Origin of the sequence: Hamadaea flava, from assembly GCF_024172085.1 — a bacterium.
GTDB classification, from domain to species: domain Bacteria; phylum Actinomycetota; class Actinomycetes; order Mycobacteriales; family Micromonosporaceae; genus Hamadaea; species Hamadaea flava.
Genome location: NZ_JAMZDZ010000001.1, coordinates 367,070 through 386,225, shown reverse-complemented (window position 1 = coordinate 386,225; position 19,156 = coordinate 367,070). Strand labels below are relative to the sequence as shown.

The window sequence follows — 19,156 nt, the reverse complement described above, 5'->3', positions numbered from 1 at the left end:
GGTCCGCATGTCGCAGATCGGGCTCGTCGACGTCGTCCAGGCCTTGCGCGCGGAACTCGCGCGGGCGAGTGCGGAGGCGGTGGACGCGCCGGTGCAGTTCCCGGTGGGCCAGGTGACGCTGGAGTTCCAGGTGGGCGTGACCCGCAGCGCGGAGGCGCGGGGCGGGGTGCGGTTCTGGGTGGTGGAGCTGGGCGGGCAGGCCGGAGTCGCGAGCGAGTCGGTGCAGAAGGTGACCATCGTGCTGGAGCCGCCGGTCGACGCGGACGGCCTCCCGATCAAGGTGGGCTCACGTGGCCTGGAGAAACCCGCGTGACCGGGTACGCCGATCGTGCCGTCGAGGTCCTCTGCGAAGGTCCCGGCGGCTGGATCAGCGGCTCGGGCCTGCTCGTGACCGACCGGCTCGTGCTGACCGCGGCGCACACCGTGACCGCGGACGGCGCCGTCACCGTGCGCGGCGTGGACAAGGTGGAGCATCCGGCGCTGGTCCTGCTGCTGGGCGGCGAGCGCGCCGACCTGGCGCTGCTGGAGCTGGCGACGCCGCTGCCCGGCGTGCGGCCGCTCCGGTTCGGCTCGGTCGACCGGGAAGCCGCCGCGGTGATCCGCGACTGCCGGGCGATCGGCTACCCGCACTTTCAGGAACGCCGGACGGCGGACGGACGTTCGACGCGAGACACCGCGCAGCTCGACGGCGAGATCCCGACCGCCGACCAGCGGGTCGCCGACCTGCTGACCTTCCGGGTGACCAGTACGCCCCGGCCGCTCCCGCCGCAGCAGGAGGCGCTCGGGCGCAGCCAATGGTCCGGCGTCTCCGGCAGCGCGGTCGTGACGGGTCCGGCCGGGAACGAGATCGTGCTCGGCGTCGTCACCGAGCACCAGCCGCGAGCGGGGGAGTCGGCGCTGACCGCCACCCCGATCACGCACCTCGACCGGCTGCCCAACGCCCGCCTGTGGTGGCGGGAACTGGGCTGCACCCCGGCCACCCTCGTCCGTCTGCCCGCGACCGTGCGGCGGGCCGGCTACCAAGCCGTCATCGCCGAAGTCGCGGGGCGTACGCCGGACCTGCTGGACCGGGCCGCCGACCTCGCGGCGCTGCGCGCCTTCGCCACCGGCTCGCCCGGCTATCGGCGTGTAGTGGGATCGCCCTGGGCCGGGAAGACTGCGCTGGCCGCCCACCTGGCCGCGAGCCCGCCCGACGGGGTCGACTGCGTGGCGTACCTGTTGCAGCGGCGCGCCCTCGACGCCGGCGCGGACCGGTTCCTCGCGGCCGTCACGGGACAGCTCGCCGCATTGCTCGGTGAGGACCCGCCTATCGAGCCGGACGCGGCGGCGTTCGCCGACCTGTGGACCCGGGCAGCCGACCGCGCGGAACGTCTCGAACGCCATCTGCTGCTGATCGTCGACGGACTCGACGAAGACCTCCGGCCCGCCGGGCAGCGAAGCGTCGCCTCCCTGCTGCCGTCGCGTACGCCGTTCTTCACGCACGTGCTGGTGACCGGGCGCAAGACGCCGGTGCCCGACGACGTGCACCCGGACCATCCGCTGTGGACGCTGTATCCGGCCGAGCTGACCCAGGTCGTCGAGGCGCAGCGGGTCGAGCAGCGGGCCGAGTCCGATCTGCGCGAGCTGGCCGCGGACGCTACGACGCGCGGAGTTCTTGGCGTGCTGACCGCGGCGGCAGGTCCGTTGACCGCCGACGAGCTGGCGTCCGTTCTCAGCTCGCCCTTGGACACGTCCAGTGGGGCCGCGCCGCCATCGGGGTTCGATGGTTCGGCGTCTTCGCGGTTCGCGGGTTCGGCGGGGGTTTCGGCGTTCGGGGGCCCGGCGGCGGAGGTTTCGGCGTTCGACGTGGAGGCGCTGCTGCGGGCGCGGTTCGGGCGGGTGCTGGAGGACACCGGCGGCTGGCGGTTCGCCCACCAGACGCTGCTGGACACCTGCCGGGACACCGTCTTCGGCCCGGTACGCCTCGCGCCGTTCACGGCGCAGGTCGCGGCATGGGCGGACTCCTGGGCGGCCCGGGGCTGGCCCGCAGACACCCCTCGGCACCTGCTCGAACACCGGCCCTGGGCGGTCATGGCCGCCGGGGGTGACCTCGGGTTCCTGGCCGACCCGGGCTGGCTGGCCAGTGCGATCGACGTCCTCGGGGTGGACGCGGTCCGGCCGATGCTGCGTACGGGGGCGGCCACGTCGGCGGAGGTCCGGTCGGCGTCGCGAGTGCTGGAGATCGCCAGTCCCGCACTGCGAGCCCCGCTGGTCCGGCCGGCCGCACAGCTCGGGCTGACGGCTGTCCACACCGGACTCCCGGCGGCCCGATGGGCGGCGGTCGCGGCCCGGCAGGCCCCGGCGATCGTCGCGGTGTCGACGACCGGACGCGCCAGCCGGTCCTTGACGCGTACCGTGGACTCGGGCAGCCGACAGGTCTGGGCAGCGGCGTTCCTCGGGCCGGCCCAGGTCCTCACCGGCGACGACGACGGCCGCGTACGCCGCTGGGACCTCGACGACGGGCGAGCGGTCGACATCGGCCGCCACTTCGGCGCGATCCGGGCCTTCTCCGTGAGCCCGCACGGCGACGAGATGGCGACCTGCGCCGCCGACAAGACGGTGCGACGCTGGCGGCTCGACGCCGACGGCTACTCGCTGGACGATCCGCCGTTCATCAACAGCGCCGGGCACATCTGGGCCGTCGCGTACGCCCCCAGCGGCGACCGCATCGCCACCGGCGGCCAGGACGGCCAGGTACGCCTCTGGAACCTCGCCACCGGCCAGGCGACCGTGATCGGCGAGCACGACGACCAAGTCCGGTCGCTGGTGTTCAGCCCGGATGGGAACCTGCTGATCAGCGGCGGCCGAGACGACACCGTACGCGTCTGGGCGCCGGCCTCGGGCACCGGCTGGGTCCTCGGCCGGGTCAAACGCTGGGCCGAGGCGATGACGATCACGCCCGACGGGTCCACGGTCATCGTGGGCACGTACATCGGGCAGGTCTTCGCGTTCCCGCTCGGCGGCCCGTCAGATCCGTCCGTCGCGCCGGATCAGTCGGGGCGGCCGCTCGGGCAGCACGAGGGCCAGGTGTGGAGCGTGACCGTGACCCCGGACGGCCGCTCGGTGCTCTCCGGTGGCGGGGACGGGCAGGTCATGGCTTGGCCCCTGGACTCCTCCTCCTCCTCGGCCGCGGCTTCTGCGGCGGCTTCTGCGGCGGCTTCTGCGGCGGCTTCTGCGGCGGCTTCGTCGGCGCTGGCGGTGCGGACCTTGGACGGCGATGTCGTGCCCGGGCGCGTCCTCGGGCGGCACCGGCAGCCGGTACGCTGCGTCGCGGTCAGCCCGGACGGGTCGCTGGTCATGTCGACAGCCGCCGAGGAACTGGTGCACGTCTGGGACCTTGCGGGGGATGGGCTCGCCGCTCGTGACGCTCCGTGGACCGCTGTCGCGATCGGCTCCGCCAGCCTGGACTCTGCTGGCGGATCCACCGGTGCGGGCTTCGGCGCTGCCGGTTCTGGCGGCGGATCCGCTGTCGCGGGCGGCGCGGGCTCCGGCGTGGGTGCGGCGGAGTTGACCTTGAACAGAAATCGTCGCCCTGGCGACGCCAACCATTCAAGATCAGCAGGGGACCGGCCGACCGGGGACGAGTTGGGCGGCGGGCCGACCGGCGGGTTGGTCGTGGGCGCGCGACAGGACGGTCGGCTCCAGATCTGGTCGGGTGACGGGCTGTGGTCGGGTGACGAGCTCCGGCCGGGTGACCTGACCGTCGATTTGGGGCAGCCCATTCACGGGGTGGCCGTCACGCGTTCCGGGATCGCGGCGCTGCTCGACGACGGCCGCGTGATCTTCCCCGACCTCCGGACTGCCACTGGGACCCCAATGGCGGAAGCAGGCGGCAGCGGCACAGTCGCCGGCCCGGCGCTGTGGCACGAGGGCGGCCGGTTGCTGGCCGCCTCGCCGGACGGCGGTCGTCTCGCCGCGGGCGGCGGCCGGGGCGGCGTATCGGTCTGGCGGTCCGCGCCCGGCTCCGGCTGGTGGGAGAACATCCCTCAGGCGCGGGTGGGTGACTCGGTCACGGCGGTCGCCGTCGCCGACGACGGCCTCGTCGTCACCGGTCACATGTCGGGGAGCGTACGCATTCTGCGCGAGGGAGCTGAGCCGATCCGGGTGCATCCGGGGGAGGAGCCGGTCTGGGCGGTCGTCCTGGACGGCGGGTACGCGTACTCCGGGGATGCGGCGGGGCAGATCCGGCGCTGGGATGTGGGTTCCGGCGGTCAGCGGATCGTCGCCACCTCGCCGAGCCCGATCACCGGGATCGCCCTGTCCGGCGACGTGCTGGTGACCTCCGGCGACGACGGGGTGCGTACCTGGACGACGGACGGGTGGCCGCTCGCGTACGCCCGGACCGAGCCGTTGCGGACGATCGCGGCGGACCCCGGCACTTCGGCGCTCGTCAGCATCTCGGCCGCGCTCGGCCTGACCCGATGGGAGATCGTCGCGTGAAGTTCGACGTACGCGGAATGACCTTCGACGCCGACGTGGACGGCCCGGAAGACGGTCCGGTCGTGCTGCTGCTCCACGGGTTCCCCCAGCACAAAGGGGAGTGGGACCTCGTCACGCCGACCCTTCGGGACGCCGGCCTGCGTACGGTCGCCTTCGATCAACGCGGGTACGCCCCGGGTGCCCGGCCGGCGGCGGTGGAGGCGTACCAGATCAGTGAGATCGCCGCCGACGCGCTGGCCGTGCTTGACAAGCTCGGGGTCGGGGCGGCGCACGTCGTCGGGCACGATTGGGGCGCGGCGATCGGCTGGTACCTGGCGGCCCGCCATCCCGAGCGCACCCGGACCCTCACCGCTTTGTCGGTGCCGCACGTGGCCGCGTTCGGGCGCGCCATCCGCCACGACGACGACCAGCGGGAACGATCGTCCTACATGGACTTCTTTCGTACGCCGGAAGCCGAGGACGTCCTCCTCGAGGACGACGGGCTGCGGATCAGGGCGATGTTCCTCGGCTGCCCGGAGGGTCGCATCGACCGTTACGTGACACCGATGCTGCACCGGGAGCGGCTCACCGGCGGCCTCAACTGGTACCGCGCGATGGGACACGGCGACTTCGGCCGGCTCGGGCCGGTCGCGGTACCGACGACGTTCCTCTGGAGCAACGGCGACCTCGCGATCGGGCGTGCCGCCGCCGAAGCCTGCGTCCACCACGTGACCGGCGAGTACGCCTTCGTCGAGCTGGACGAGGTCAGCCACTGGATCCCGGACGCCGTACCCGAGCGGGTCGCCGCCGAGATCCTCAAGCGCGCCGCCTGAGCCCGCCCGAGAGGGTGACGAGGACGACGATCAGCGTACGCGGCCCGTGGACGCCTTCGACGCGATGCAGCTCGATGTCGCTGGTGGCCGAGGGGCCGCTGATGAAGGTGAGCGGCCGGGTCGGGTCCAGCCGGGCCAGCAGTTCGGGCACGGTGTGCACGACCTGGTCGGCGCGGACGACGCAGATGTGCCGGTCGGGGATCAGGGTGACGGCGCGGCGGCCCTGGTCGGGGCCGGCGTCGAGGGCGATGGTGCCGGTTTCGGCGCAGGCGGCGGCGCAGCCGGTGAGGACGGCGTCGAGCGCGTCGAGCTGGGCGTAGGAGAGCCCGTCGTCCACGACCGCACCCGGCACGGACGAAGCCGAGCCGGCGGGGACGACGACCGTCCAGTCGCGACAAATGTCGGCGAGCGTCGCGGCCAGCGTGGCGGGAGTGCAGGGCACGACGGTGGCTTTGTAGTCGACGAGCCGATCGGTGAACAGCTCCAACAGCTCGGCATCGCCCGGCGCATGAGTCCCGGTACGCCGATAGTCCCGGGGAACCGGGGGAGCGGCGATGCCGGTGTTGGCGGCGTGGATGCGGGCGAGGATGTCGTCGCGGGCGCTCATCCGGGAATCCTCATCGGGCGGACCACCAGTCGCGGAAGGTCTGTTGGGGTGGTGCGGGGAGGTCGCGGGTGTCGGTCCACGCCGACAGCGGCGGTGGCAGCCGCCGGATGCGTCCCCGGCGCGCGATCAGCCGGCCGAGCCGCAGCAGGCGTTCGCCGAGCCGGAACCGGCCGGCCGAGGCCATCGTCCAGGCGACCGCCTCGAATGCCGCCCGTTCGGTGGCCGGGTGCGGCTGCGTCGATCGAAGGTGGACCAGCATCGAGGGGATGTCGATGCGGACTGGGCAGGCGTCGAAGCACGCGCCGCACAGGCTGGAGGCGTACGGGAGCGAGGTGGCGGCGCCGGTCAGTTGCGGGGTCAGCACCGCGCCGATCGGGCCGGGATAGACAGAGCCGTAGGCGTGGCCGCCCGCGCGCTCGTAGACCGGGCACACGTTGAGGCAGGCCGAGCAGCGGATGCAGTGCAACGCCGAGCGCCCAGCCGGGTCGGCCAGCACCGCCGTACGTCCATTGTCGACCAGCACGAGGTGGAACGTCTGCGGCCCGTCGCCGGGCGTGACCCCGGTCCAGGTGGAGGTGTAGGGGTTCATCCGCTCGCCGGTGGACGAGCGCGGCAGCAGTTGCAGGAAGACTTCGAGGTCGGTCCAGGTCGGCACGACCTTCTCGATGCCCATCACCGTGATCAGGGTGTCCGGCAGGGTCAGGCACATGCGGCCGTTGCCTTCGGACTCCACGACGGTGATCGTGCCGGTCTCGGCGATGCCGAAGTTCGCCCCCGAGATCGCGACCTTCGTGGTGAGGAACTTCGCCCGCAGATGGGCCCGCGCGGCCATGGCCAGCCGCCGGGGCTCGTCGGTCAGCTCCGGGTCCACGCCGGGCATCTCGCGGAGGAAGATCTCGCGGATCTCGGCCCGGTTGCGATGGATCGCCGGAACCAGGATGTGACTCGGCTCGTCGTGTCCCAACTGGACGATCAGTTCGGCCAGGTCGGTCTCGACCGCGGCGATCCCGGCGGCGGCCAGGGCTTCGTTCAGGCCGATCTCCGCGGTGGCCATCGACTTGACCTTCACGACCTCGTCGGTCCCGGTCGCGCGTACCAGGTCCACCACGATCTGATTCGCCTCGGTCGCGTCCCGCGCCCAGTGCACCACCCCGCCGCGGGCGGTCACGGCCGCTTCCAGCTGCGGCAGGAGCCGGTCCAGATGTGCCATCGTGTACGCCTTGAGCGCCTCACCGGCTAGGCGAAGTTCTTCCCAGTCATCGAGTTCGCCGACGACACTGGCGCGCTTGGCGCGGATGGTGGCGGTCGCATGGCCGAGGTTGCGCCGCAGTTGGGTGTTCGCGAGGGCGTCCCGGGCGGCGTCGGGGAACGGCCGATCGCCGTGCAGGTGGCCGACTCCAGCCGGGGCGTGCGGCATCCCGAGGAAGGTCTGGCTCATCCGGCGCTCCCGGTGCTCGCGAGGATCTCGGCCAGGTGGATCGGGCGTACGCCGGTGCGCAGCCGCGACAGGCCGCCGCCGATGTGCATCAGGCAGGACGAGTCGCCGGCGCAGACGGCCTCCGCGCGGGTCGACAGCACGCTGCGCATCTTGTCGGCCAGCATCGCCGTCGAGGTGTCGGCGTTCTTGACCGCGAAGGTGCCGCCGAAGCCGCAGCACTGGTCGGCGTCGGGCAGCTCGACCAGGTCCAGGCCGCGTACGTGGCGGAGCAGGCGCAGCGGCTTGTCGCCGACCCGCAGCATGCGCAGGCTGTGGCAGGTCGGGTGATAGGTGACCCGATGCGGGTACGCCGCCCCGACGTCCTCGACGCCCAGCACGTCGATCAGGAACTCCGACAGCTCGTAGGTCCTGGTCGCGACGGACTGCGCCCGGTCGGCCAGCCCGGCGTCGCCGGCGTTGCGGGCGACCATCGCGTGCTGATGGCGTACCGAGCCGACGCAGGAGCCTGACGGCGCGACGACGTAGTCGTACGGCTCGAAGACGTCGACGTGATTGCGGACGAGCTTGGCCGCCTGCCGTTGGTAACCGGTGTTGACGTGCATCTGCCCGCAGCAGGTCTGCCCCGGCGGGAAGACGACCTCGACTCCGAGCCGTTCCAGTACCGCCACCGTCGCCCGGCCGACGTCGGGAAACATGGCGTCGGCCAGACACGTGACGAACAGCGCGACCCTCACGCCGGAGAATCCTATAGGATCATCCGGCCGACGTCAGTTGCCCCACCCGCCCAAGATCCCGCCGAGCCCGCCGGTCGTGGCGGACGGCGTCGGGGTGGTGTTCCGGTTGCGCCGGCCGTTCCCGTTGTCGTTGCCGTTGTTCCGCGACGACTCGGACGGGGTCGGGCTCGGTTCCTCGCGCGGCTCCTGGCCCGACGCGAACGCGCTGGTCAGCTTGGGCGCGGTGAACTTCTTCTCGGCCACACCCTTAAGCGAGGTGTTGAGCGTACGCGCGACCGCCTGGATCACGTCCCGCTGCACGGCGGAGCCGACGGCGTCCTTGCTGGTGCTCGGGTTGGCCGCGATCGACGCGATGGCCATCTGCGGCGTGTACGCGACGAACGACTCGGTGACGTTGCCGTCGGAGCTGCCCGTCTTGCCCGCGACGTCGCGGCCGCCGACGATGTTGGCCACGGAACCGGCGGTCGCGCCGTTGCAGCGGTAGTACGCCGACTGCTGACCGACCGGGCACCGGGCGGCGTCGGTGGCCGCGCGGGCGACCTCGGCGCTGATGGCCTGCTTGCAGTCGGGCTGCCCGGCCGCGACCGACTTGCCGTCCGCGTCGGTGATCGACGAGATCGGGGTCGGGGAGCAGTACTTGCCCTCGGCCGCGACCGTGGCGTACGCGTTGGCCAGGTCCAGCGGCGTCGTCAGCGAGGTGCCGAGGGTGAACGCGCCCCAGCTCGACGCGTCCTGCGCGTTCTGCTGGTTCTCCTTCGACCGGAACTTGATGCCCAGCCGCTCGGCCATCTCCACGACCGCGTCCGCGCCGACCGATTCCTCCAGCTGCACGAAGTACGTGTTCACCGAGCGGCCGAAGCCGGTCCACATGTTCCGGTAACCGGCCATCGAGGCGGCGGCGTTCTGCGGGCACCAGTAGCCGTCACAACTGTTCGGCCCGGAATCGGCGTAATCGGACTTGTATCGGTTCGGCGAGTAGTAGCCGGTGTCCAGCGCCTTGCCGGCCTCCAGCGCGGCCAGCATCGTGAACATCTTGAACGTCGAGCCGGCCTGGTAGCCGGGCAGGCTTGTGCCGTTGCCCGCGACGAGCTGGTTCATCGTGTTGCCGGTCCCGGCCGCGGCGCTGTAGTGCCGGTTCACCGCCAGCGCGAGGACCTTGCCCGTGCCGGGCTGCACGACCGCCATCGGCGCGACGCGCTTGTTGCTGTAGCCGTACACGGTCAGCACCTGCGCCTGCGCGGTCGCCTGGACCTTGGCGTCGAGCGAGGTGATGATGCGGTAACCGCCGGTCTTGAGCGCCTGCAGCCGGTCGGCGGCGGTCTCGCCGAACGCCGCCTGCGACTGCCACCAGCTGCGGAAGTAGTCACAGAAGTAGCCGGTCGAGGTTTTGGCCGCGGTGCAGTCGTTCGGCGACGCTCCGGGGGTCAGCTTCAGCTCGGCGTCGGTGGCCGTCTTCGCCTGGTCGGCGGTGATCTCACCCAGCCCGACCATGGCCTGCAGGACGTAGCTGCGCCGGGTCAGCGCCCGGCTGGTGTCGCCGTCGATCGGATTGTCGGACTCCGGCGACTGGAGCAGACCGGCCAGCAGCGACGCCTCGTCCAGCGTCAGCTTGCTCGGGTCCTTGGAGAAGTAGGTGTGAGCGGCGGCGTACACGCCATAGGCCCCGTGCCCGAAGTACGCGATGTTGAGGTACCGCTCCAGGATCTGGTCCTTGGTCAGCCGGGTCTCCAGCGTGATCGCGTACCGGGCCTCGTTGATCTTGCGCCCGGCGGTCACCTGGGTGGCGGCCGCGCGCTCCTCGTCGGTCAGTGTCGGGTCGTTCTTCAGCACGTTCCGGACGTACTGCATGGTCAGCGTCGACGCGCCCTGCTCGACCTCGCCGCTCGTGCCGTTGGCCACCACCGCGCGCAGGATTCCCTTGAGGTCCACTCCGCCGTGCTCGTAGAACCGGGAGTCCTCGGCGGCCACGACCGCCTGCCGCATGACCGGCGCGACCTCGTCGAGGCTCACGTCCCGGCGGTTCTGGTCGTAGAAGGTGGTGAGCAGCGTCTTGCCGTCGCTGGCGTAGAGGTAGCTGGCCTCCTGCCGGGCCGGGTTCTGCAACGCGTCGGGCAGGTCGTCCCAGGCGACTCCCGCGTGGTTGACCGCCCAGGCCGCCAGCGCGCTCGCGGGCACGGCCAGACCGGCGACGACGGCGCCGGCGAGCACTGCGACGACGGCGGCGCGGACGAGCTTTCGAGGGGTGGCCGAACTATGAGCGGGGGTTGCCATGCAGGCAAGACTGCCCGGCGATCACAAGATCGTCATCGGGAGTGTGAAGGTCGTCACTCTATGACGCGGAATAGCCGCACAGCTCGTTGTCAACCGGCGAACAGGCCGATCAGCTCCGCTGCCGTCTTGATCAAGGCGAGGATCGTGCCCATCCCGAGGAACAGGGTAAGGCAGGGCAGGAAGAAGGTGAAGGTCCAGCCCAGGATCACCGCCGCCCGCGCCATCCCCCGGCCGGTCTGCTCACGCCCCTTGAGCTGCCGCAACGCGATGTGCCCGAGGATCGCGCCGATGGGGGCGAGGATGCCGAAGGTCAGCACCGACAACGCGACCGTCAGCAGCGCCACGATCGCCAGCACGTTGTGCTTGGCCGTCGTACGCCGGAACGCGTCGCTCGACGTCCGGGCCACCTCCGTCAGCCGCCCGGTGGTGAGCGCGACCTCCTGAGCGGGCGGTGTGGACTGCACGGGTGGCTGGGCGGGTGCGGCAGGCGGCGGCGACGGCACAGCGGGCGGCAGTGCGGCCGGGGGTTCGGGGGCGGTCATCCGGCGATCCTCCGTGTACACAGTGGCCGGTGCGGGACGCCCGTCAGTATGCCGAACGCGGCCGTGTCGGGCGACCCGGCCCGGCCATCCCAGGCCGTCGCCGGACGGCCCTTCAGGCGGCGTCGACGACCATGCGCTCCGGGTGCGGCTGCCGGATCGGCGTGAGGAAGCCGACCGCCGAGATCAGCAGGTACGCCAGCCCGGCGATGCCGATGACGAGGCCGACCCCGAAGCGTTCGGCCGAGGCCGTCACCACCGCCGCGCCGATCGGGCCGAGCGAGAAGTGGATCGTCCACCAGGCCGAGGTGACCCGGCCCAGCAGCGCGCTCGGGGTGATCTCCTGGCGCAGCGACATCGAGCAGATGCCGCCGACGGCAGTGAAAGCGAAGGCGAGCGTGGTGAAGACGGCGACGCCGGGCACGGAGTGGGTGAACGCGATCGCCGCGACGAACAGCCCGGCCAGCATCGTCGAGCCGATCCAGGTCACCCCGAACCCGATCACCTTGCGTACGCGGGCGACGGTGAGCGCTCCCGCGACGGTCCCCAGGGCGGCCACCGCCATCACGTAGCCGACCGTGCGGTCCGGCTGCCCGAGATCGTGCTTGAGGTAGAAGATGACGACGTCGACCAGCCCCTGCCAGAAGAAGATCATCATCGTCAGCAGGACGAGCATCGAGCGCAGCACCGGGTGCCGCCAGAGGAAGCGGGCGCCGGCGCTGAACTCGGCCCAGAACGACACCTTCGCGGGGAGCGCGTGCTCATCGGCCGCGACCGGCGGGCGGAGGCGTACGAAGAGCAGGCCGATCGAGGCCAGGACGAAGGTCGCCGCGTCGACGGCGATCGCGACGGACGGGCCGAACTGCCCCGACACGACGCCGGCCAGGATCGGCCCGATGACCTGGGACGCGGCGAAGCTGGCCGAGAGCCGCCCATTGGCCCGGGTCAGTTGGTCGGCGTCGACGAGGCGGGGGACCACGGTCACGTAGGTGACCCGGAACAGCATGGCGAAGGCGCCGGTCAGCGGCACCACCACGTAGAGCAGCCAGATCGGGGTGGCGAACAGCCAGACGAGCGGGATGATGCCGAACAGCACGGCCTGTGCGACGTTGCAGATGATCAGCAGCCGGCGCCGGTCGAACCGGTCGGCGACGACACCGGCGAAGAAGCCGCTGACCAGGGTGGCGACCCCGAGTGCGCCGGTGAGCAGGCCCATCTGCGTCACCGAGCCGGTCGCGTGCAGCACCATCAGCGGCACCGCGATGACGGAGAACGAGCTGCCGAACGTCGACAGTGTCTCCACTGCCCAGAACAGGGCGAAATCGCGTCCGCCCAGCTTGCTGCTCACGTGGTCGCCTCTTCCGGTTCAGGGTGCCGCTGACGCGCTTTACGGTCCCGGTACGCCCTGACGGCGTACTCGATGATGGCGAGGAGCATGAGCACGACGGCGAGGTCGAGGAGCGCGAGCACGGCCGGGACCTCGGTCGCGAACGGCAGCATGCCGAGCACGAGCGCGGCCGAGACCAGCCGTGCGAGCGGCAGCCGGCGGAACATGCGCCAGGTGGTGTAGCCGAAGGTGGCGAGATAGAGCGCGACGCCGCCGAACAGCAGGCTGGCGATGCCGCGGTCGAGATGGTGCGCGGGATGCGCGATGGCCTCGGCGAGGCCGACCGCGACGGCGATGACCCCGGCGACCAGCCAGAGATGGCTGAAGCCGAGCATGCGGCCGAGCTGGTCGGTCCGCAGCCGGGCGATCGCGACCGGCAGCCGTTCCTCCAGCGCCGCCCCCGCGAAGACGAAGTAGATCCACCACAGCCCGCAGGCGAGCGCGAAGCCGCTGATCATCGTGGCGATCACCGGCGAGGTGAGGCGGTCGAGGGTGACCGCGGTCGCGCCGACCGACAGGATGGACTCGCCGAGCGCGATGAGCAGGAACAGGCCGTGTCGTTCGAGGAGATGCGGCAGGTCGAAGGTCATCCGGCTCAGATGCCGCCGCATCAGGCGCGGCATGACGACGTCGATCGCGATGGCCAGGATCCACACCGCCAGCCGGGCGTTCCCGGCGAGGAAGCCGCCGAGGAACATCAGCGGGCCGCTGATCTGGAAGAAGACGAGGAAGAACGGGCCTGGGTGGCGATCGGTGGGCGTGATCGCCTCGTGGAGCGTCAACGCGGCCCGCTGCACCAGGTACGCGGCCCCGAAGATGATGCCCCGGTCGCCGAACGCGTCCGGGACCGAGACCGCCATGAACAGCGCGCCCAGCGCCGCGACGAACATCGTGATCCGGTCGGCCGAGTTCTCGATCGGGTTGAGGTTGGCGTGGATCGAGATCGCCGACCAGGCCCAGAACAGCGGCAGGAACAGCACCGCGGCGTGCCCGATCCCGGCCCAGGTGTGATCGTGGTGCAACAGGGCCGAGACCTGGACGATCGCGAAGACGAAGACCAGGTCGCAGAACAGCTCGGCCGGGGTGACCTTCTTACCGGCCGTCTTACCGGCCATCGTGCTGACGGCGGACGTCTCGTCGGAGGTCTTCGACCGCAGGGTGGCGGAGGGGGCGCTCACGCGATCATGATGCCAGCCACGCCCGGCTCGCGATCAAGGCCTCCCGCAGTGGTCCGGCCTGGGGATGCCACTTGCTCTCCCATTCCAGGCTCAGCCAGCCTTGGTACGCCGTACGCCGGAGCAGTTCCAGTGCGTCGCGCAGCGGAACCGTTCCCCGGCCGAGCGGCAGGGGAGTGCGCTCGGCGGCGCTGAGGACGTCCTTGACCTGCACATGAGCCAGGTACGGATGCAGCGCCGCCAGCGACACGGTCAGCGGCTCGCCGACCCGCCACGGATGCAGGACGTCCCAGATCGCCCGGACCCGGTCGTCGCCGACCTGACCCAGGATCCGGGCGACGTCCACGCCCCGAGGATGGGAGTCGTGCGTCTCCAGCCAGATCTGTATGCCGTCCGGCAGCCGGTCGGCGATCGTGCGCAACCGTGCGACCGCCCGCTGATCGGCGTCATCTCCCGGCGCTTCGGCACCCGGGCTGAGCGGGCCGGTCCGGGGCGCCTCGGCGCCCGGGAACACTCTCACGGCGGGGATGCCGAGGTCCTTTGCGAGGTCGGCGTGGGCGAGCGCGTCCGCGACGCAGGCGTCGTCGTCGCCCTCGGCGGCCACCTTGACGTAGCTCGCGACGCAGAGCGGGGTGACGCCTGCCAGTTCCGCCCGGGCCGCCGCCCGCTCCGCGTACGATAGTCCGATGTGGATCGGTTCGTCGGCCGCCGCCCGCACCTCGACGCCGGGCCAGCCGGTCTCCTGCGCGAGGCGTACGACCTCGGGCAGGGGGAGTCCGGAGCAGCCCAGCGTCGAGAAGGCGAGTCTCACAGCGGCCCCGCCGGCTTGATGAAGCGCCGATGACGGTCGGCCATGGTGGCCACGGTCACCGCCGGATCGGTGTCCCACACGGCCTGGTTGAAGATCTCCACCTCGACGTGCCCGGCGTAGCCGGCCGCGCGTACGGCGTCGGTGATCGGAGCGAAGTCGATGTGGCCGTCGCCGACGTGGCCCCGGCTCAGCAGCGCGTCCTCCGCCAACGGCAACACCCAGTCGCAGACCTGGTACGACGAGATGCGGCCCTCGCGGCCCGCCCGCTCGATCTGGGCGTACAGGTCGGGGTCCCACCAGATGTGATAGGTGTCCACACAGACGCCGACCTCGTCCGCCGCGAACGGGGCGGCCAGGTCCAGCGCCTGACCGAGGGTCGACACGACCGCCCGATCGGCGCAGAACATCGGGTGCAGCGGCTCGATCGCCAAACGTACGCCGCGGTCGGTCGCATAGGGGACCAGTTCGGCCAGGGCGTCGGCGACGGCCTGCCGGGCGGCGGGCAGGTTCTTCGACCCGTCCGGCAGCCCGCCCACGACCAGCACCAGCTCACCCGTGCCGAGGACGGCCGCCTCGTCGATCGCCGCCCGGTTGTCGGCCAGCGCCGCCGACCGCGCCTCCGGCGTCGCGCTCTTACCGAACCCGGTCGTGAAGAACCCGCCTCGGCAGAGCGTGGTCACGCTCAAGGCGTACGAGTCGATGAGCTTGCGCGCGGCCTGCGCGCCCCCGGCGGCCTCGACCACGTCGCGCCAGGGGCCGATGCCGCTGATGCCGTTCTCCGCGCAGAGCCGCGCGGCGGTCTCCAGCGACGCCTTCTTCACCGTGGCGGTGTTGAGCGAAAGCCGGAAGCTCTCGGGCGCCGTGTCGGCGGCGACAGGCGCGGTCACGGCGCCACCAGGGATGCGAGGCGGGCCGCAGCCAGGTCCGGATCGCTCAACACGCCGCACTCCGCGGCGAGCCGGTGCAACTCGATCAGGTGCTCGAGGCTGCGCGAGCGCTCCTGCCCGCCGACCATCCGGAACTCGTCCTGGTGCCCGTTGAGCCAGGCCAGGAACACGATGCCGGTCTTGTAGTGATATGTCGGCGTGGCGAAGATGTGCCGGGCGAGTGGCACGGTCGGATCGAGGATCTCCCGGAACTTCGCGGTGTCCCCGGCGTCGAGCGCCGTACGCGCGGCTGCGGCGGGCACCGCGATCGCGTCGAAGATGCCGAGCAGCGCGTGCGATCCGCTCTCGATCAGCGACGGGTAGTTGAAGTCGTCGCCGGTGTAGAGGCGTACGCCGGCCGGCAGCTTCGCCCGCAGCGCGATCTCCCGGTCGGCGTCGAGCAGCGACACCTTGATCCCGTCGACCTTGGCGGCGTTGTGGTGGATGATCTCCAGCACGGCGTCGGCCGCCTTGTCGAGATCCTTGTCTCCCCAGTAGCCGGCCAGCGCCGGGTCGAACATGTCGCCGAGCCAGTGCAGGATCACCGGCTGATCCACGTCGGTCAGCAACCTGCCGTAGATCCGGGCGTAGTCCGCCGGTCCCTGCGCGCCGGCCGCGAGCGCGCGGCTGGCCATCAGGATGACCCGCGCCCCGGCGTTCTGCACGACCGCGAGCTGCTCCCGGTACGCCGCCTCGATCGCGTCGAGCGGGTGCGCTCCCGGAGCCAGGTGATCCGTGCCCGCACCGCAGGCGAGCAGCCCGCCGACGGACTGCGCCTCGGCGCCGCTGCGGCGGATCAGCTCCTGCGTGGCGGACCAGTCCAGGCCCATCCCGCGCTGGGCGGTGTCCATCGCGTCGGCGATGCCCAGGCCCAGCGACCACAGGTGATGGCGGAACGCCATGGTGGCGTCCCAGTCGACGACGGCCGGCCGGCCTTCGCCGTTGTCGCCATCGGGATCGGCGACGACGTGGGCGGCCGCATAAAAGGTCTTGCTCTCGGCGGGGCGGCTCACAGCGCGGGCACCTCGAGCTTGCGGCCTTCGCGGGCGGACTGCGTGCCGAGTTCGGCCAGCTGGACGCCGCGCGCCCCGGCGAACAGGTCGTGGGCGTACGGGGCGCCGGTCGCGACCGCCGTCAGGTACTCCTCCCACTGCACCTTGAACCCGTTGTCGTAGACGTCGTTGTCCGGCACCTCGGTCCACAGTCCCCGGAAGTCGTGGCTGGTCGGCAGGTCCGGGTTCCACACCGGCTTCGGGGTGGCGTTGCGGTGCTGGATGCGGCAGCCGCGCAACCCCGCGACGGCGCTGCCGTGCGTACCGTCGACGTGGAAGGTGACCAGCTCGGTGCGGTCGACCCGGGTCGCCCACGACGAGTTGATCTGCGCGACGATCCCGCCTTCCAGCTCCAGGACGGCGTACGCGGCGTCGTCGGCGGTGGCGGCGTACTCGGCGCCCTGCTCGTCCCAGCGGGCCGGGATGTGCGTGACCGACTGTGCGTACACCGAGCGGACCGGCGCGATCACGTGGTCGAGCACGTACCGCCAGTGCGGGAACATGTCGAGGATCATGCCGCCGCCGTCCTCGGAGCGGTAGTTCCAGCTCGGCCGCTGGGCGGGTTGCCAGTCGCCCTCGAACACCCAGTAGCCGAAGTCGATGCGTACGGTGAGGATGCGGCCGAAGAATCCGGAGTCGACCAGGCGCTTCAGCTTCCGCAGGCCCGGGAGGTAGAGCTTGTCGGCGACGACACCGTGGCGTACGCCCTTGGCCTCGGCCAGCTTGGCCAGCCCGAGCGCGTCGTCCAGCGACTCGGCGACCGGCTTCTCCGTGTAGATGTGCTTGCCGGCCTCGATCGCCTTGGTCAGCGCGGCGACGCGGGCGGTGGTCACCTGCGAGTCGAAGTAGATCTCGTTGGCCTCGTCGGCGAGCGCGGCGTCCAGATCGGTGGTGTACTGGCTGAGGTTGTGCTGGGCGCACAGCGCCTCCAGCTTGGCGGCGTTGCGGCCGACCAGCACGGGCTCCGGGTACAGCACCTCGCCGCCGGGCAGCGGCAGGCCGCCCTGTTCCCGGATGGCCAGGATCGAACGGACCAGGTGCTGGCGATAGCCCATGCGCCCGGTCACCCCGTTCATGATGATGTTCACCTTGCGCATGGTTTTCCCTTCGTAGGGCGGCGTCCGGGGACGGAAAGCGCTTTCCAACGGCGTGTGAGGCGGTACGTTACCGGTGTGCGCGACAAACCGTCAACACAGGCGACCCTGCAACAGGTCGCCGACGCCGCCGGCGTCTCCCTGGCCACCGCCTCCCGTGTCCTGCACGGCAGCGGTGGCCGTACCGTCCGCGAGGAACTGCGCGCCCGGGTGCTGGCCGAGGCCAACCGCCTGCGCTACGTCTCGCACGCCCCGGCGCAGGCGCTCGCCCGCGCGACCACCTCGATCGTCGGGCTGATCGTCCACGACATCGCCGACCCCTACTTCGCGGCGATCGCGGCCGGCGCCATGCGCGCGGCCCGGGACCACGACCTCATGGTCATGGTCGCGTGCACCTTCCGCGAACCGCAGCTCGAGCTGGAATACGTCGCCCGGCTGCGCGCCCAGCGCGCGCGGGCGATCATCCTGGCCGCGTCGGCCTTCACTGGTACGCGATTCCTGGCGGACCTCGCCGACCACCTCGCCGGGTACGCCGACCAAGGCGGTCGTGTCGTCGCGATCGGCGACCACGGGCCCGGCGTCGACGCCGTGATCCCGTCGAACTACGCGGGAGCGCAGCTGGCCGCCGAACATCTGGTGTCCCTCGGGCATACCGAGGTCGGCGTCGTGAGCGGGCCGGACACGCTCGCCACCGTGGCGGACCGCCTCGCCGGATTCCAATCCGTGCTCCCGGCCACCGCCGTCGCCGCCGGAGACTTCAGCCGAGACGGCGGGTACGCCGCCGCCCGCGAACTGCTCACCGCGCGTCCATCGCTGACGGCGGTGTTCGCGCTCGACGACGTGATGGCGTACGGCGTGCTGGCGGCGGCCCGGGACCTCGGCCGCGACGTGCCAGGCGACCTGAGCGTGGTCGGCTTCGACGACGTCCCCGGCGCGGCCGACGTCGGCCCACCGCTGACGACGATCCGCCTCGACCTCGCCGAACTGGGCTCTCGGGTGCTCGGGCTGGCCGTCGCGCCGCCGAACGGGTCGGTCACCGTGCCGGCATCGCTCGTGGTTCGGTCCTCGACGGCGGTCGCTCGGTAGCCCGGCGCTCGCTCGCTTGTCGCTTGGCCGCTTGGCGGTCGGTTCGGCGGGCGCCTTCGCGCCCGCTCACTGGCTTGACTTTCCCGAAGGCTCCCGCGCTTCGGCGGACGTTTCCGGCGGTCGGTGGAACGTCATCGACGCTTCCGCTCCGGGGTCAGGTAGACCGCGTTCCACTCGCTGCGGCCGGCCGCACGGTTGCGCCGCCGTCCCATCCCGTCGCGTTGCTGGCGGCGCGCCGCTGTCGTGCCGGGGCGCAACTGGCGTCCCGGGGCGTCGCCGGCGGCGCTTCGGTGGGTGCTTTGGCGCTGGGTGGAACGCCATCGACGCTTCCGCTCCGGATTCAGGTAGACCGCGTTCCACTCGCCGAGGGGAGCCGCGGTTGCGCCGCCGTCGCGCCGGGCGGAACCGCCGTCCGGGCGTGCCCTGTCCTGACGCGGCGGCGGTCCAGGAACATCGGCGGATGATCTCCGGAGGCTGATGCACCCTTCCGGGCTTCGGATAGGTGCGTCAGCCTCCGGAGATCACCACTGACGTCACCGCCGGGCGCGTAATCGGTGGGCGGCTCGGGGCCAGTGCGCATCAGCGGGCGCGCGGCGGGTGGGCGGCGCGGCATCAGCGGTCGGCATCAGCGCCTCAGTCGGCGCGGCGGCACCAGCGCGCGTCAGCGGGCGCGGCGTCCGCGGAGGAACCAGCGGGGGAAGCGGGGGACCCAGCCGTGGGAAGCGGGGGACCCAGCCGTGGGAAG

At 71.8% G+C, this 19,156-nt stretch carries 15 protein-coding genes; 4 read left to right on the top strand and 11 right to left on the bottom strand.

What is annotated here, in order from left to right; translation table 11 throughout:
* Positions 1-7 precede the first annotated feature (7 nt).
* Genes HDA40_RS01965 through HDA40_RS01955 form a run of 3 tightly spaced genes read left to right on the top strand, consistent with a single transcriptional unit; the run spans position 8 to position 5,291 of the window.
* A complete protein-coding gene (locus HDA40_RS01965) occupies positions 8-313 on the top strand; it encodes a trypco2 family protein (protein WP_253750724.1) in 306 nt (101 codons plus the stop codon).
* Positions 310-4,479 carry a hypothetical protein gene (locus HDA40_RS41935; RefSeq protein ID WP_253750722.1) on the top strand — a complete coding sequence of 1,390 codons (4,170 nt, stop codon included), beginning with the start codon at positions 310-312 and terminating at the stop codon, positions 4,477-4,479. Before HDA40_RS01965 ends, HDA40_RS41935 begins: the two co-directional genes overlap by 4 nt.
* Entirely contained in the window at positions 4,476-5,291 is an 816-nt protein-coding gene (locus tag HDA40_RS01955; RefSeq protein ID WP_253750720.1) for an alpha/beta fold hydrolase, read from the top strand. The genes HDA40_RS41935 and HDA40_RS01955 overlap by 4 nt, the downstream gene beginning before the upstream one ends.
* Here HDA40_RS01955 and HDA40_RS01950 read toward each other — a convergent pair.
* The 11 genes from HDA40_RS01950 to HDA40_RS01900 form a co-directional block, all read right to left on the bottom strand.
* The gene (locus tag HDA40_RS01950) at positions 5,275-5,898 is read right to left on the bottom strand and encodes a LutC/YkgG family protein (RefSeq protein ID WP_253750717.1); all 624 of its coding nucleotides are present in this window, start codon (positions 5,896-5,898) and stop codon (positions 5,275-5,277) included. The two genes, HDA40_RS01955 and HDA40_RS01950, sit on opposite strands and share 17 nt — an antisense overlap.
* A 10-nt stretch (positions 5,899-5,908) precedes the next feature.
* Entirely contained in the window at positions 5,909-7,336 is a 1,428-nt protein-coding gene (locus tag HDA40_RS01945) for a lactate utilization protein B (RefSeq protein WP_253750714.1), read from the bottom strand.
* Positions 7,333-8,070: a (Fe-S)-binding protein gene (locus tag HDA40_RS01940; protein ID WP_253750711.1), complete on the bottom strand. Its 738-nt coding sequence runs from the start codon at positions 8,068-8,070 to the stop codon at positions 7,333-7,335. Before HDA40_RS01940 ends, HDA40_RS01945 begins: the two co-directional genes overlap by 4 nt.
* 33 nt (positions 8,071-8,103) lie before the next feature.
* Positions 8,104-10,341, bottom strand: coding sequence for a transglycosylase domain-containing protein (locus tag HDA40_RS01935; protein ID WP_253750708.1), 2,238 nt, complete (start codon positions 10,339-10,341; stop codon positions 8,104-8,106).
* Positions 10,342-10,430: 89 nt separating this feature from the next.
* The gene (locus HDA40_RS01930) at positions 10,431-10,883 is read right to left on the bottom strand and encodes a DUF4190 domain-containing protein (protein ID WP_253750705.1); all 453 of its coding nucleotides are present in this window, start codon (positions 10,881-10,883) and stop codon (positions 10,431-10,433) included.
* 112 nt (positions 10,884-10,995) lie between these two features.
* Positions 10,996-12,228, bottom strand: coding sequence for an MFS transporter (locus HDA40_RS01925; RefSeq protein WP_253750702.1), 1,233 nt, complete (start codon positions 12,226-12,228; stop codon positions 10,996-10,998).
* Positions 12,225-13,445, bottom strand: coding sequence for a low temperature requirement protein A (locus HDA40_RS01920; protein ID WP_253750699.1), 1,221 nt, complete (start codon positions 13,443-13,445; stop codon positions 12,225-12,227). The genes HDA40_RS01925 and HDA40_RS01920 overlap by 4 nt, the downstream gene beginning before the upstream one ends.
* 4 nt (positions 13,446-13,449) lie before the next feature.
* Positions 13,450-14,253 (bottom strand): sugar phosphate isomerase/epimerase family protein, encoded by an 804-nt coding sequence (locus HDA40_RS01915; protein ID WP_253750698.1) that lies wholly within the window; start codon positions 14,251-14,253, stop codon positions 13,450-13,452.
* Entirely contained in the window at positions 14,250-15,140 is an 891-nt protein-coding gene (locus HDA40_RS01910) for a sugar phosphate isomerase/epimerase family protein (RefSeq protein WP_253750697.1), read from the bottom strand. The genes HDA40_RS01915 and HDA40_RS01910 overlap by 4 nt, the downstream gene beginning before the upstream one ends.
* Positions 15,137-16,192, bottom strand: a complete 1,056-nt coding sequence (locus tag HDA40_RS01905; RefSeq protein WP_253750695.1) for a dihydrodipicolinate synthase family protein — start codon at positions 16,190-16,192, stop codon at positions 15,137-15,139. The genes HDA40_RS01910 and HDA40_RS01905 overlap by 4 nt, the downstream gene beginning before the upstream one ends.
* Positions 16,189-17,328: a Gfo/Idh/MocA family protein gene (locus tag HDA40_RS01900; protein ID WP_253750693.1), complete on the bottom strand. Its 1,140-nt coding sequence runs from the start codon at positions 17,326-17,328 to the stop codon at positions 16,189-16,191. The genes HDA40_RS01905 and HDA40_RS01900 overlap by 4 nt, the downstream gene beginning before the upstream one ends.
* Before the next feature lie 75 nt (positions 17,329-17,403).
* On the opposite strand from HDA40_RS01900, the gene HDA40_RS01895 reads away from it, so the two are divergent.
* The gene (locus HDA40_RS01895) at positions 17,404-18,411 is read left to right on the top strand and encodes a LacI family DNA-binding transcriptional regulator (RefSeq protein WP_253750691.1); all 1,008 of its coding nucleotides are present in this window, start codon (positions 17,404-17,406) and stop codon (positions 18,409-18,411) included.
* The last annotated feature ends 745 nt before the right edge of the window (positions 18,412-19,156 follow it).

Coding starts and splice junctions, on each gene's coding strand:
- HDA40_RS01900 (WP_253750693.1), bottom strand. CDS start 17,328: ATGCGCAAGGTGAACATCATCATGAACGGGGTGACCGGGCGCATGGGC.
- HDA40_RS01965 (WP_253750724.1), top strand. CDS start 8: ATGTCGCAGATCGGGCTCGTCGACGTCGTCCAGGCCTTGCGCGCGGAA.
- HDA40_RS01930 (WP_253750705.1), bottom strand. CDS start 10,883: ATGACCGCCCCCGAACCCCCGGCCGCACTGCCGCCCGCTGTGCCGTCG.
- HDA40_RS01945 (WP_253750714.1), bottom strand. CDS start 7,336: ATGAGCCAGACCTTCCTCGGGATGCCGCACGCCCCGGCTGGAGTCGGC.
- HDA40_RS01935 (WP_253750708.1), bottom strand. CDS start 10,341: ATGGCAACCCCCGCTCATAGTTCGGCCACCCCTCGAAAGCTCGTCCGC.
- HDA40_RS01950 (WP_253750717.1), bottom strand. CDS start 5,898: ATGAGCGCCCGCGACGACATCCTCGCCCGCATCCACGCCGCCAACACC.